The organism is Edaphobacter sp. HDX4 (assembly GCF_036877565.1).
Taxonomy (GTDB): Bacteria; Acidobacteriota; Terriglobia; order Terriglobales; family Acidobacteriaceae; genus Edaphobacter.
In genome coordinates this window covers 22,899-36,073 of record NZ_JAEDXW010000015.1, presented here as the reverse complement: position 1 = coordinate 36,073, position 13,175 = coordinate 22,899, and the positions used below count along the sequence as shown (strand labels likewise).

The following is a 13,175-nucleotide window of genomic DNA, read 5'->3' as shown; positions in this document are numbered from 1 at the left end:
TGTAGGCTAATCATCAAATCGGACAGATTGGCTGACCTTCAGAACAGTTGAAGGACTGAAGTTTTCTATAGGAGAGATGTCTTGCTATCTATTCGGCAGAGGCCACGTCGAAAAGTCGACGGTCACGGCGTGGATTCGGCCTTTTGCCTAGAGCTCGCACGCGCATAGACAACTGCTAAGGCTCCGAGGTAACCAAAGCTCCTTATTGAGGAGCTTTCGGTGGAATTTGACACGTCGGGACGTTCGGCCCAGCGAGCGCCGCCTGGCGATTTCGTCACACCGCTCCCGATTTGATCACGACCTCATGAAAATACCCTCCTACGACGATCTGTTAGGCCAATTCAAAATCATCGACAACAGATGGATAGCTGAACGTGACTAAGACGATACAGCCTGCATTCGTCGTATGGGGGCCGTGAATAGGATTTGGTTTGATATGGAATTCCGTGCCCTTTGGATGCGAGATGCCTTCGTTTATGAAGTCCCCGTCAAGGACGTACGACATTTCGCTTGTTCGTCCGTGCAGGTGTCTTGGAATCTCACTTTCTGGCTCCATTATCAGCAGGGCCACCGCTGGCCCCAAGGATTGTTCACTGTTTAAGACTTTGAGGGTTACGTTCCCTTTGGTCTTTGGAAATGGTGCCGGTATAGCTTCAACCTTCGGCTCGATAGTTTGCATATAACTCATAACATTCTCCCTTCTTTGTGTCTGTCGGTTTCTGTTCGCTGTCGCGCACGCAACAATTTGGTTCTGTGATTTTTCCAGGGTTCGAAAAGGTCATTGAAACCGTCTAGCCCTGAGATCTTCAAACGTCTCCGACGCAAGATTTCCAACCGGTTGCGGGTCACATGCCCGCTTCTAGTTACCGGAATCTATAAAGCCTTTTGAGCGGCGAAGCTGACAGAGCCTCGAAGCTCCGCCGCTTCGGCTCTTTAGAGCGTGATGACGACCTTGCCTATCTGCTGATTGCGCTCAAGATACCGATATGCGTCAGCGGCTTGTTTGAACGGGAAGGTACGGTCCACATGGGGTTTGAACGAACCATTCGCGAGGTATTCATACACGTAACGCTTCATGCGATCAAATCGTTCAGGCGTCGTTATCTGGTGCATCATGTAGCCGGTCAGGGAAATGCTTTTGAAGAGAGCGCTCACAGCATAGCTGTTGGCTTCTTCAGAAAGAAGACCGTACAGATAGATCGTCCCTTCAGGAGGCACGCCTTGCGCCAGTGTGTCGATATACGATCCTCCGATAGCATCGAAGGCTACTCGCGCGAGTTTGCCATCTGTAATCTCGCGGACGCGTGTTGGGAGGTCCTCTTCTTGGGTAGCGATCACGTTGTCCGCCCCGAGATCCAGTAATCGCTGCTTCTTTGACAAAGTTCTTGTAGTTGCGAATGGAGATTGCTCCCTGAGCCTTCACAATCTGTATTGCCGCGAGCCCAACCGAAGAGCTTGCAGCCGTGAGCAACACCGTATCGCCTGGGCCCACTTTTGCAAATTCCACGAGAGCGCCGTATGCAGTCGGGTACTGCATACAGACGGCCGCTCCTTCGACGGATGACAACGACGGGGGAATCTCCGCGACATCCTCCGATGGTACAACGACTCTTTCGCCAAGCACAGGATACTGGTTCATAGAGTAGGCAGGGATCGTTCCGATCCGTTTGCCTATAAGTGAGGAATCGACTCCTTTCCCCGACTGAGGTAACTGTTCCGACTACCTCATAGCCAAGGCTGGACGGAAATTCAGGCTCCAGGGAGTAGTTCCCTCGGTAGTACATGCTTTCAGCCCGGTTTAGGCCGACTGCTGCGACATCGATGGCGACCTCGCCCGCCTCCGGCTGCCTTACCGGAACTTCCTCAATCTGTAAAACTTCAGGACCGCCGAGCTTGTGGAAGCTTACTGCTTTTGGCATACGTAACTCCTGGATGCATTAGCCCGTGTTCGTTGCGAAACGCGCGTCTAAGGTCGACAGCGCGGAGTGCTTGTAGGCTAATCATCAGATCGGACGAATTGGCTAACCTTCAGAACAGTTCGAGGCCTGAAGTTTTCTATAGGAGGGTTGTTCTCCTGCCTATTCGAGCTCCAAGAGCCCACGTCGAAAGCCGATGGTCACGGCGTGAGTCCGGTCATTTGCCTGAAGCTTTTCGACGATGTGGAAATTGACCGTCGTTTCGCAAATTCCTAAGTGCTGGGCGACCTGTTTGTTCCGATAACTATCTCGGATCAGCCTTAGGACTGAAATCTCTCGGGGAGAAAGCCAGCTTTTGAATTCATGCGTGCCTCCATGTAAGGAAACGTTCTCAGGTGATTCGTAAAATACCTGCCCGGGACAAGCCGCTGAAGCATGGCTCAGCGAACCTGCATCTCAACTTCACCTTCGAGAAGATAGACAATCGCATGCGCATTATTCCGATGGATCACGGCGGCGGCTCCTGGGTGCGTAATTGACGGAAATGACCTCAACTCTTTACACGGTGCTTCCGGCAGCTGTCTCGTAAAGAGCATATTCACATGCTGGCCATGTGTCGCCGTGATAGCTCCAAAGGTAAAGATAATACAGAGAAGAGGAGCTTCTTCGTGTTACACATCTTTTCCGTCCTTTCGGAATGATCTGCTTCAATAACCCTGTCAAGCAGTCTTGTCGGACTGATACTCACCTGGGATCTTTCGGAAACCTATCGCAAATCGATTCCAACCATTGATCGCGATGATTGCGAGTGAGAGGTTGACGAGTTCCTCTTCGCTGAACTCATTCCGAGCTTCAGCATATACATCATCGGATGCGTGGCCTGCAGTAATAAGAGTCAGCGCTTCGGTCCATGTAAGAGCCGCGCGTTCGCGGTTGGTAAAGAAGGTTGTCTCCCCCATCCAGACAAAGCGTAGAGGCGCTGCTCCGTCTCACCATTCGCTCGCGCGTCCTTGGAGTGCATGTCAATGCAGAAAGCGCACCCATTGATCTGGGAAGCTCTCATCTTGATCAGTTGCAAGAGAGATTCCTCAAGCTTCGACGACTTCCTGACGAAGCTCTCCAAGCCGAGCATCGCATGGTAGGCAGCCGGTGAAATTTTTTATGGATCCAATCTCATCTTCACGACGTATTCCCCTTTCCACAGTCAGGCTATATTTAAATGGAATAGTTGACTGGTCCATAATGGGAAGGATGGCTCGGCCATCCCTGGCACTTCCACAAGATGGACACTTTCTTCACCTATGTCGTCGGACCGGAGATCGCCTTCCTCAACTACGCATTCATTGAGCCCACCTATTTCGGTAAGAACCAAAACGACCAGCACCCGCCAAGTGACGTGTTACGGGGGCGAGATTATCCTAGCGCAGGTGTATAATGCCATCCGCGCCAATCAGGCGCTTTGGCAGAAGACGCTGCTCGTCATCCTCTACGACGAGCACGGCGGATTCTACGATCACGCCTCGCCGCCCGCATGCATCGCACCCGACGAGCACGTGAGCAGCAACTTCGATTTCCGCCGCCTTGGCGTCCGGGTTTCCGCCGTGCTCGTCTCGCCATGGCTCTCTCCGCAGATGCTCCAGGATGATTTCGACCATACCAGCCTACTCAAGTTCCTCACCGATAGGTGGGGGCTCGCTCCGCTCGGCGCCCGCACCGCCGCTGCTGAATCGTTCGCCGCCAACTGCAAGACCGCCGCCGCTCCCCGCACCGATACACCAGTGAACATTACTGAGCCTGATGCTCTGCCGAACCTCGAAGACCAGCCGCTCAATCCCAACCAGCTCGCGCTCGTCGGCTTCAGCCGCTTCCTCGAGACCAAAAACGTCGCCATGGCCGCTCGGCTGAGCCCCGCTGCAGAGCAAGCCATGACCCCTCCAGGTCGGCAAGCGCCTTTGTCTGGTCCATCGAAGAGGACCGCCATGGCGAGGTAGCGGCTCAGCGCGTCGACCAGTTCCTTGCACTTGCGCGCGAAAACACGACGCCTCCCGCCCGCATCACCGGGGCAGGTGCGAAGCGCGCGGAGAAAGCTGGGAAGGCCACCTTGAAAAAAGCGGTGAAGAAGGCCGCAAAGAAGCCTCCCGCAAAGGCCAAAAAGATCGCGACCAGGGGCGCTAAGAAGTCTTTGAAGAAGGCTGCAAAGAAAGCTACTAAAAAGGGAGCAAAAACGGTTGCAAAACAGAACCGCGAAGAAGCGCCTGCGCGGTTGACCGCAACATCGGGCTTGTCTTCAATTCTTGAACTCGCGTTGACGAACCACCCCAGGTACCAGCCTTTGAGATATTTGTACCGGTGGTGTAGTACCCCGCTGGGCAACACCACCGACTCGTAGCTCACGATGCCGCTGTTAGTTCACTTCGCGGCCAGTTTCAAGATGTGGAGAGCAGAATGCAAACGACTTGCGTGTTTCAAGAAAAGTTTGATCTTCACCGAGCAGCGAGGTTTGCACCAGAAGGCAGGGCAAGTCACGGTGATCGATTACGTGCTTGGTGATTGTGTAACGGCTCTGCCCACAGCTCTCCACGTAGCGGCATCCAAGACCGTCCTCATTGCAGGCTCCCGCCCAGCCAAAACAGACCGGATCGAGCAGCAACAGCCAGGAAACGGAAGGTTCGCTCAGGCGGTGCGGCACGCAAGCGAATGCCATAGACTTCTCTGCTGCGTTCCCGCGATTTTCCGCGCGTCGGCATATCGATTGATCCACCACGCCCAGTGAGCGCGTGGGCGATTTGGCGCTGACTGACATCGAACACGTTCACGAAGACGTACCTCCGTGCACTACAGGTCCGAAGAAACCTGCGATGTTAGAAATTGCCGTAATTATGTCATGGCTAGCACCTCGCGACTCTCCTAGACTCGTTTGAGAAGGGAGACCATGATGTCACTTTAATCCTCCACTCTCGCCATCCCCGATTCTTTGCTCGCGAAAGAGGCCACTGATCTTTTACGTGAGCATGCCACTGATCTGCTGTTCAATCACTCGATGCACGTCTACTTTTTTGCCGCTGGGCAAGGGCGCAATTCAAGCGTCAATTCGACCACGAACTCCTCTTCGTCGCCGTCGCATTTCACGACTTCGGCTCATCGGGAAATATTCCAGTCCAAATGAACGGTTCGAAGTCGATGGCGCGAACCTGGCCCGGCAGTTCCTCACTGTGCATAACGTTCCCGAAAAGCAGCCTTCCGGTTGAACCCTGTGCGCGGGAGAACTGCGCCAGTCATGAAGTGTGTAACAGGATCCATGGGAACTCCAGCAAACCATGTGCCAGAATCTAAAATCGAAACGAAGAGACCACCATGTACCTTCGACACTTGCTCCTTAGCCTCATCTTCGCCGCACCCTCGTTCGCACAGATGCGTGTCATCAACGATGGATTTCCCGGAGAGAACACAGCTGAACTGGACGCCCGTCTTGACGATGCACTCAACCAGTTCAAGCCCGGCTATGTTGTTCTCTTCACCGGGACCAACGACGCCCTTAACGAGAAGAAGTTCCTCCCTGTCGAAGAGACCGGGAAGCATCTGGAGGCGATGACTCAGCGCATCAGGAAACGTGGCGCGCAGATCATTCTGGTAACTATTCACGATCCCGATCTCTCCCGCTTGATGGCGCGTCATAAGCCGGAGATTTACGGTGATACACCGCCGCTGCAACGGGTTTCCGTGATCAACGACCAGATACGCCGGATCGCACAGCTCGAGCACGCGCAAGTAGCTCCGTTCGCAACGGTGCTGCTCAAGGCCGGCGGAGCGAACACGGAACTGAGCGGCGACGGCGTCCATCTGACCGCGAAGGGATATAGCTTATTGGCATCGACGGTTCGCGCGCAACTGCCAACGCATCTTGCGGCAAACGCAACCTTGCTGTGTTTCGGCGACAGCCTGGTCTTTGGAATCGGCGTGCGGCCACCAGGCGGTAAGTCGGAGACAAGCGACACCTATCCGGCACAACTTCGTGCGCTTCTTAAGAAGAAAGACAACTCTCTCCATTGCCGGGTAGAATGCCCTCCATGTCCACGATGCTGGCACCTCCGCTGCGCGAGTCGTCCGAGATGACCGAGTTCGTTGAAGCGCATGTGCAACGGATGCTGCAGAGCTCACACCTTGCGCGCGCTGAGACCCAGCGCAGGCTGCTGCTGTATCTCTGGGAGCATCGCAACGAGAACGTGAGCGAGTACGCTCTCGCAACCGAGGCGCTCGGGCGCAATGCGAACTTCGATCCGACGACAGACGCGTCGGTAAGGGTTCACATCTCGCGTCTGCGGAGGAAGCTCAAGGACTACTACCAGCTGGAGCCCGGCGAGCCCGAGCTGCTGGTCATTCCCACGGGAACGCATCAGCTGATGGTGCTCGATCAAGCCCTGCAGAGTTCTCCGGTTGTCGAAGAAGTCGAGCCCATCGCCGCCGAGACAGTCGGGCGGTCTTATACAGTTCCTATTCTGTTGGGCATCATCGCTGTTCTCCTGGTTGCGGTGACGTGGCTTGGCTGGAATTACAGCAGGGTCCGCGCGGTTCCCGAGCGCCCGAAGCCGAACGCGTTCTGGAGTTCCTTCCTAGCGGGCACAGCTCCCATCAGGATCATCCTTCCCACTCCTGTCTTCTTCGGATTCACGGATCATCCAACCTTGCGGCTGCGCTCTACCTCAGTGAATGACTTCAACGACGTTCCGAAGGACCCGGAGTTCGACAGGCTGATCAAAGTTCTGGGCAAGCGAACCTTCGAGCAGTCCTATACAGTGACGTGGGATACGCTGGCGGCGATCGACATGGCTCGCTACCTGGATGGAGTAGGAGCCAAGGATCGAGTCTCCTTTAATGTGACTCGCGACCTCTCGCCGCTGTTCCTGGAAAACTCGAATGTCATCGCCGTCGGCACCCACCAAACACTGCAACCGCTTGCCGGCTACCTGCAGGCGATGAACTTCTCCCTCGCTCCCGCTGAGTTGCGCGTAACCAATGCGAACCCGCGTCCGGGCGAGCAGGGGACCTACGAGATTGTTCGCAAGAATCGCTATCGCGAGGTGCGCCCCTCCATTCTGGCGGTGCTCCCGGGACGCGCCCCAGGACTGAAGGTGATGCTTCTACAATCCAGGGATACAGGAGCTCTTGTTTCTCTGATCTCCTCATCCGTCGGATCGAACTCGATCGAAGCGATGTGGAAGAAGGAAGGCTCGCCACAGTACTTCGAGATGGTGACCTACACCGAGCTGGAGAGCAATCGTCCACTGCGTACGTGGCCGGTTGCTATCCACACCTTTACTGCGAAAATACCGGAAAACTCCATGTAACAGTACGTAACATACCCATCGAAACGTGTCAGACGATGGTCCGAGATGGCAATATTTTCTGTCATGCGCGGAAAATACAAACCCTTTCTCCTCCTTGTTTCCGGTTTTTTTATCGTTTCAACTTTATCCACGCCCGCACTTGCGGCCCCCATACCAGCTGACCTCGTCGTGTACGGCGCGACTGCATCTGGTGTGGTCACGGCGTACGCCGCGGCGAAGGAAGGTCTGCACGTCATTCTGCTCGAGCCTGGCTCCCACGTGGGGGGCATGGTCACCGGCGGTCTATCCGCAACCGATGCTGCTTACTTCCCCATTATTGGCGGGTACGCACGAGACTTCTACCGTGAAGCAGCCGCGCACTACGGCATCCATACTCTCAACAAGCACTCCGACTGGCTTTCGGAGCCGAAGGTAGGGGAGGCCATTTTCAACGAGTGGCTTAAGAAGACCGGTGTAGAGGTTCATTTTCACGAGCGGATTCAAGAGAAGCATGGAGTGACCAGGTCTGGAATCCACCTGCGCTCGATCACCACCGAAGACGGCAAGGTATGGCAGGCAAAGGTATTTGCCGACTGCACCTATGAAGGTGACCTGATGGCGCAGATGAGCGTGAAGTACACCGTCGGGCGCGAGAGCATGGAGGTCTATCACGAAGACCTGGCAGGTGTTCGCGTGGATACGCCGAAGCACCAGTTCCTGTGGAAGATCTCCCCCTATAACGAGAAGGGCAAGCTGCTGCCCGAAGTCGACGCCGGACCGATGGCAGCTAGCGGCTCAGGGGACAAGAAGGTGCAGACTTATAACTTCCGCCTGATCCTCACCAACGATCCCGCGAATAAGCTACCCTGGACGATACCGGAGGGATACGACAGCGCGCAGTTCGAGTTGCTGGCGAAGTATCTCACTCAGTGGAAAGAGCACATGCATAGGGAGCCGAGGCTGGGCGATGTGATGAATCCGGTCGCCATCCCGAACAAAGAGGCTGATTTCAATAACAATGGCGCCTTCTCGACGGACTACATCGGGCACAGCTGGAAGTATCCCGACGCCGGCTACGCCGAGCGGAAGAAGATCTGGGATGATCATCTTCTTTATACGGAGTCCTTTCTATGGTTCCTGGCCTCCGATCCCCGCGTCCCCAAACCATTGCAGGATGAGGTCAATCGCTGGGGCAGGGCGAAGGATGAGTTCCTCGATACCGACGGCTGGCCCAACCAACTCTACATCCGCGAAGGCCGACGCATGATTGGCATGTATGTGATGAAGCAGTCTGACCTGCAGACCAACCGAACCAAACCTGATTCGATCGCTATGGGCTCTTATAACAGCGACTCGCACAACATCCAGCGTGTGGCGATGCCGGACGGCGGTGTGCGTAACGAAGGCGACGTCCAGGTCTCGGTCAAACCGTATGAGATTGCCTTCGGAACGATCCTTCCGATGAAGTCCCAGACGGATAATCTGCTGGTTCCGGTCTGTCTTTCGGCGTCGCATGTCGCATACTCGTCGGTCCGCATGGAACCGCAGTACATGATGATGGGCCAGGCCGCGGGCGTGACAGCGGCACTCGCCATCCAGGGCAAGACAGCGGTTCAGGATGTCAGCTTAGCGGCGCTTCAAGAGAAGCTGCGCAGCCAGAAGGCGATCCTGCATCTGGACCAACAAGCGACCGCAACAGGCGTCGACTAGGGGTAAATCCCTGAAAACAGTGGAAGTGTTACGTAACGTAACAGCTTGGAACTTCCGCAATCCATCCCTACAAACGATAGTTGCGAGCCATGAAGGAGTAGGGCATCTGGCCTAACCAAGGAGATGCCCATACTCCGCTTAGCACCCAGTTTTCAGATGAGGCCATCATGAAGAAGTTAATAAAGATAGTTGCTCCACTCTTCGCCCTAGGTCTGTTCTTCCTGCCTTCCAGCGTTCTGCAGGGGCAGGTTGCGAATGGAGTGATCACCGGTCGGCTGACCGATACAACGGGAGCCGTTGTAAGCAATGCGCAGGTGACCCTGACCAAGGTCGACACCGGTCTTACGGTAGCGACGCGCAGCAACGGCGATGGCATTTACACGTTCCCATCGCTGCAGACCGGACCTTACAAGATCCAGGTCTCACAGAGCGGATTTAAGAATGCGGAGACGACGCTCACTCTTACCGTTGGCCAGACCTCTAACATCGACCTGAACCTTGAGGTCGGCTCCAGTACGGAGACGGTCAACGTCGAGTCGGCTGGCATGGCCGATCTTGATACCAGTGATTCGACCATCAGCTACACGGTTGGCGTAAAGCAGGTGAGCGACCTTCCTCTCAACGGACGAAATCCGTATGGTCTGGCAGCGCTTTCGCCTGGCATCGCACCGGGAGGCGGTTTTGGCCAGGGCGTGAGCCAGGTTCGTGGCGCAGTCGTCGCCGCGGGAACGAACAACTTCGAATCCAACGGCGGACAGGCAGGCTCGAACGAGATTTTTTTCGACGGCGTTCCTGTAACGGTGTGCTGCCAGGGCCAGCCCGCCCTCACTCCTTCTGTCGAAGTCGTGGATCAGTTCAAGGTCATCACCTCGGTTCCTCCGGCGCAGTTTGGACGTTCTTCGGGTGGCATTCTCAACATCGTGTCGAAGAGCGGCACCAATCAGTTGCATGGAAGGGTTTACGAGTATCTGCGCAATGAGAAGCTGGATGCGGCACCGTACTTCCTGAAGTACAATAACACACTGCCTGTTCGCGGCCGCAATGATTTTCGCGCACCGCACAAGTTCAATCAGTACGGCGTCTTTGTGAACGGCCCTATTTGGTTGCCTAAAATCTATAACGGCCGCGACAAGACCTTCTTCACCTTCGGATGGGAAGCATCGCGCAATGTTCTCTACGCACCCGTAACGGCCACCGTGCCGACCGCGCTTCAACGCCAGGGCGTCTTCACCGAAGCCCCGGGAATGATCTATGACCCTTACAGCACCGCAGGCAATACGCGTCAGCCATTGCCTGCCGGATGCAACTCCGTCGGCTGCTTCCCTGCAGGCAAGATCGTCCAGAACATCAATCCTGTATCGCAGAAGCTGCTACAGTTCTTCCCACTACCCAATGTTGCCGGACTGACCAACAACTACGTCTACGCTAACCGCACCAGCGATCAGGTGGACCAGTTCAACTTCCGCTTCGACCATAACTTCTCCTCTAAACAGCGTGTGTTCGTTCGCGGTACCCGCGATACCAACACTCATCACGAGAACGATCTTTTCAATCAGGCGAGCGGTCCCAGCGGAATCAACCAGACATTGCGCGCCTATCTCTTCGCCCTCGGGGACACCTGGACGATCACACCACGGTTGATTCTGCAGACGAACTACGGGTTCGCTTACCAGAAGAACTTCCAGATTCCGCAAAATTACACGGGCTACACCGCATCCGACTATGGATTCACGAATCTTGACAGCCAGCAGCAGCTACCGGGGTTGCCTTTCGTCGGAATCACCGGATACGCGAATGTGTCCTACGCTTCGAATACCAATCGGTGGGAGCACTACAGCCACTTTCTCGAATCCACCGCGTTGTGGCAGGTTGGTAAACACAGTCTGACTTTTGGCCATGATGGCCGCCTTATCCTCGAACATCAGCAAAGTGCAAGCAATGGGCCAGGAACCTTGTCGTTTGACACAACGTTGACCAACGGGCCTAACGTGACCAGTGCAGCGGCCTCCAACCAGGCGCAGTTCGATGCCTTCGGTGCGTTTCTGCTGGGAACCTTTACCAACGCAACGCTCACACGCCAGGTGCAGCCCGCGTACGACTCCTGGTATCACGCGATGTATCTCCAGGACGACTGGCGCGCTAACTCGCGGCTGACGCTGAACCTTGGGCTGCGTTACGACATCGAGACGGGCTATGCCGAGCGTTACAACCGGTGGGCCGATCTCGATCTTAATGTGGCAAATCCTCTTTCTTCTTCAACGCTGCCATTCACAGGCGGAGCTCGCTATCTTGGGGATAACTTTCCCAATCGCACCTGGAAGACTGCCTACAACAAGTTCGGCCCGCGCATCGGGCTGGCGTTCCAGGCTTCCGACCGAGTCGTGCTTCGCGGAGGATATGCCCTGATGTATCTCCCGACCTCGCAACGCTTCTACGGCACATCGACTCTCGGTTACGCACAACAAAGCCAGACGGTGTATACCAGCACCAACATTCCGGCCGCGACTATCGCAAACCCGTTTCCTAACGGAGTCATTCTGCCAGCGGGTCCTGCAGCTGGAGTCACTGCCGGTACGGGCACGTCGGTCGGCGGGGCGATTTATAACAATCCCTTGCCTTACTTCCAGCAGATCAATGCCGGGGTTGAGACTCAGATCGCGCAGGGCATCGTTCTCCATCTCAACTACGTCGGGAGCCACGGCGTGCATCTCCCGATCAATTATCGTCCCAACGATCTGCGGGATCCGTATTGGGGAAGTCCCGGCAGCCAAACGCAGATCGACTATCTCAATGCGCAGGTGGCAAACCCTTTCAAAGGCAACCCCGCAGCAGGACCCTTGGCGACGCCAGCGACGGTGCAGCGCGTGCAGCTTCGCTCGCTGTATCCGCAGTACACGCCAAACACTGGAATGGCAAACAACTCTCTTACCGTCAACCAGATTGGCATTGGGGCCTCCATCTTCCATGCTGCCCAGGCCTTCGTTACCATACAGCGATCGAAGAATCTTTCGGCGACAGTCAGCTACACCTTCTCGAAGCTGATGGGGAATACCTCGCCTCTGCTGACGGGGTTTCTGAATCTCAATGGAACGCCCGGCATTCAGAACAGCTACCATATTCGCGACAAGGAATGGTCTGTTCTTGCGACCGACGTTCCTCATCGTCTTGTCGCAAACGCCAACTACACTCTTCCCTTCGGGCGCGGCCAGCGTTTCGGCGGCACCGTGAGGCCATGGGTGAATCAGTTTGTCGGCGGCTGGTCCCTGAATACGATTGTCGCAATCCAGTCGGGTTATGCGCTGGGAATAACCCAGACCGGGGGACAGGCTTATTCCGGCTCACGTCCCTTCTTTGTACCGGGCGGCAAGCCGCTTACATCGGGCGATGTGCATCAACGACTAGGGGGAGCCGGACAATCGAGTGCTTACCTCGATGCAAGTGCCTTCCGGAAAGCGACCGCATTTGAGTTAGGCGACGTTCCAAGATCGTCGGGCAGACTCCGCAGTCCCAGCGGATTCCAGGACGATCTCTCCTTGCTGAAACAGTTTCCCATCCACGAAAACATCGCTCTTCAGTTCCGGCTGGAGGCATTCAATCTGCTGAACAAGACACAGTTTGGCGTGCCCAACACACAGTTCGGCTCATCCACCTTCGGCAATATCACCACCCAGGCAAACTCACCTCGTAATATTCAGGCGGCTCTCAAGCTGCTCTTCTAGGCGACACGCTTTACCGTCTCGGAGTCTTCTGCGATGCTCCGTCGTTAGGAAATGCTTATTGGCCCCGAATTGGACCCAAATTTGAGATGTTCGATAAGCGTGAACCGCGATGCCCAACGCAGCATGACCGGAAAATCAGTGCAAATTGCGTAGGTTCATCGTGGTTTCCAGATGATTGTTACTATCCCTGGAAGGCACAACAGAAATTTGGGCTGTTCCAGACGTTGCCCATCTCACGCTCAACTTCGAGGCCCTCCGGTATGGCCACAGCAGGTCGACCGGCAACTTAGATGGCTCCGTTGGATCGAGCCAACGGACATAGTTTCGCTACGAATAATCGGCAGCGCAATTCGGCTAGCAAAGAGGTGGCGGAGTCCGTTGAATGTACGGGGCTCGAAATATGATTTTCCAATCTTGCACTGACCTGCATAGCACCACACTAGGACTTTTAGATTCTGCGATCCTCTCGGCCGCCCATGAGGGTTGCCGGAACACCCTTACGGAAC

General features: G+C 55.5%; 13 protein-coding genes. 6 read left to right on the top strand and 7 right to left on the bottom strand.

Features of this window, described 5'->3' with window-relative positions; translation table 11 throughout:
* Nucleotides 1-331 precede the first annotated feature (331 nt).
* The 4 genes from JAO29_RS14895 to JAO29_RS14880 form a co-directional block, all read right to left on the bottom strand.
* Nucleotides 332-688, bottom strand: coding sequence for a cupin domain-containing protein (locus JAO29_RS14895; RefSeq protein ID WP_334269032.1), 357 nt, complete (start codon nt 686-688; stop codon nt 332-334).
* Nucleotides 689-933: 245 nt separating this feature from the next.
* Nucleotides 934-1,380 carry a zinc-binding dehydrogenase gene (locus tag JAO29_RS14890; protein ID WP_334269031.1) on the bottom strand — a complete coding sequence of 149 codons (447 nt, stop codon included), beginning with the start codon at nt 1,378-1,380 and terminating at the stop codon, nt 934-936.
* A complete protein-coding gene (locus tag JAO29_RS14885; RefSeq protein WP_334269119.1) occupies nt 1,335-1,784 on the bottom strand; it encodes a hypothetical protein in 450 nt (149 codons plus the stop codon). Before JAO29_RS14885 ends, JAO29_RS14890 begins: the two co-directional genes overlap by 46 nt.
* Nucleotides 1,785-2,078: 294 nt before the next feature.
* The gene (locus JAO29_RS14880) at nt 2,079-2,360 is read right to left on the bottom strand and encodes a helix-turn-helix transcriptional regulator (protein WP_334269118.1); all 282 of its coding nucleotides are present in this window, start codon (nt 2,358-2,360) and stop codon (nt 2,079-2,081) included.
* Between JAO29_RS14880 and JAO29_RS14875 the strand changes: the two genes are divergently transcribed.
* Nucleotides 2,312-2,455, top strand: coding sequence for a hypothetical protein (locus JAO29_RS14875; protein ID WP_334269030.1), 144 nt, complete (start codon nt 2,312-2,314; stop codon nt 2,453-2,455). The two genes, JAO29_RS14880 and JAO29_RS14875, sit on opposite strands and share 49 nt — an antisense overlap.
* Before the next feature lie 356 nt (nt 2,456-2,811).
* Here the strand turns inward: JAO29_RS14875 and JAO29_RS14870 are convergent, their stop codons facing one another.
* Nucleotides 2,812-3,048, bottom strand: coding sequence for a carboxymuconolactone decarboxylase family protein (locus JAO29_RS14870; RefSeq protein WP_334269029.1), 237 nt, complete (start codon nt 3,046-3,048; stop codon nt 2,812-2,814).
* Nucleotides 3,049-3,217: 169 nt separating this feature from the next.
* Between JAO29_RS14870 and JAO29_RS14865 the strand changes: the two genes are divergently transcribed.
* Complete coding sequence (locus JAO29_RS14865) at nt 3,218-3,907, top strand: alkaline phosphatase family protein (RefSeq protein WP_334269028.1); 690 nt, start codon at nt 3,218-3,220, stop codon at nt 3,905-3,907.
* Nucleotides 3,908-3,911: 4 nt separating this feature from the next.
* Here the strand turns inward: JAO29_RS14865 and JAO29_RS14860 are convergent, their stop codons facing one another.
* Entirely contained in the window at nt 3,912-4,310 is a 399-nt protein-coding gene (locus tag JAO29_RS14860) for a hypothetical protein (RefSeq protein WP_334269027.1), read from the bottom strand.
* A gap of 10 nt (nt 4,311-4,320) precedes the next feature.
* Nucleotides 4,321-4,719 (bottom strand): hypothetical protein, encoded by a 399-nt coding sequence (locus JAO29_RS14855; protein WP_334269026.1) that lies wholly within the window; start codon nt 4,717-4,719, stop codon nt 4,321-4,323.
* Nucleotides 4,720-5,270: 551 nt separating this feature from the next.
* On the opposite strand from JAO29_RS14855, the gene JAO29_RS14850 reads away from it, so the two are divergent.
* From JAO29_RS14850 to JAO29_RS14835, 4 genes are all read left to right on the top strand, one after another.
* The gene (locus JAO29_RS14850) at nt 5,271-6,029 is read left to right on the top strand and encodes an SGNH/GDSL hydrolase family protein (protein ID WP_334269025.1); all 759 of its coding nucleotides are present in this window, start codon (nt 5,271-5,273) and stop codon (nt 6,027-6,029) included.
* A complete protein-coding gene (locus JAO29_RS14845) occupies nt 5,984-7,261 on the top strand; it encodes a helix-turn-helix domain-containing protein (protein ID WP_334269024.1) in 1,278 nt (425 codons plus the stop codon). The genes JAO29_RS14850 and JAO29_RS14845 overlap by 46 nt, the downstream gene beginning before the upstream one ends.
* Nucleotides 7,262-7,306: 45 nt before the next feature.
* A complete protein-coding gene (locus tag JAO29_RS14840) occupies nt 7,307-8,950 on the top strand; it encodes an FAD-dependent oxidoreductase (RefSeq protein WP_334269023.1) in 1,644 nt (547 codons plus the stop codon).
* Nucleotides 8,951-9,117: 167 nt separating this feature from the next.
* A complete protein-coding gene (locus JAO29_RS14835; RefSeq protein WP_334269022.1) occupies nt 9,118-12,669 on the top strand; it encodes a TonB-dependent receptor domain-containing protein in 3,552 nt (1,183 codons plus the stop codon).
* Nucleotides 12,670-13,175: the final 506 nt, after the last annotated feature.

Coding starts and splice junctions, on each gene's coding strand:
- JAO29_RS14895 (WP_334269032.1), bottom strand. CDS start 688: ATGAGTTATATGCAAACTATCGAGCCGAAGGTTGAAGCTATACCGGCA.
- JAO29_RS14885 (WP_334269119.1), bottom strand. CDS start 1,784: ATGTACTACCGAGGGAACTACTCCCTGGAGCCTGAATTTCCGTCCAGC.
- JAO29_RS14870 (WP_334269029.1), bottom strand. CDS start 3,048: ATGCTCGGCTTGGAGAGCTTCGTCAGGAAGTCGTCGAAGCTTGAGGAA.
- JAO29_RS14865 (WP_334269028.1), top strand. CDS start 3,218: ATGTCGTCGGACCGGAGATCGCCTTCCTCAACTACGCATTCATTGAGC.
- JAO29_RS14855 (WP_334269026.1), bottom strand. CDS start 4,719: ATGTCAGTCAGCGCCAAATCGCCCACGCGCTCACTGGGCGTGGTGGAT.
- JAO29_RS14850 (WP_334269025.1), top strand. CDS start 5,271: ATGTACCTTCGACACTTGCTCCTTAGCCTCATCTTCGCCGCACCCTCG.
- JAO29_RS14845 (WP_334269024.1), top strand. CDS start 5,984: ATGTCCACGATGCTGGCACCTCCGCTGCGCGAGTCGTCCGAGATGACC.
- JAO29_RS14840 (WP_334269023.1), top strand. CDS start 7,307: ATGGCAATATTTTCTGTCATGCGCGGAAAATACAAACCCTTTCTCCTC.
- JAO29_RS14835 (WP_334269022.1), top strand. CDS start 9,118: ATGAAGAAGTTAATAAAGATAGTTGCTCCACTCTTCGCCCTAGGTCTG.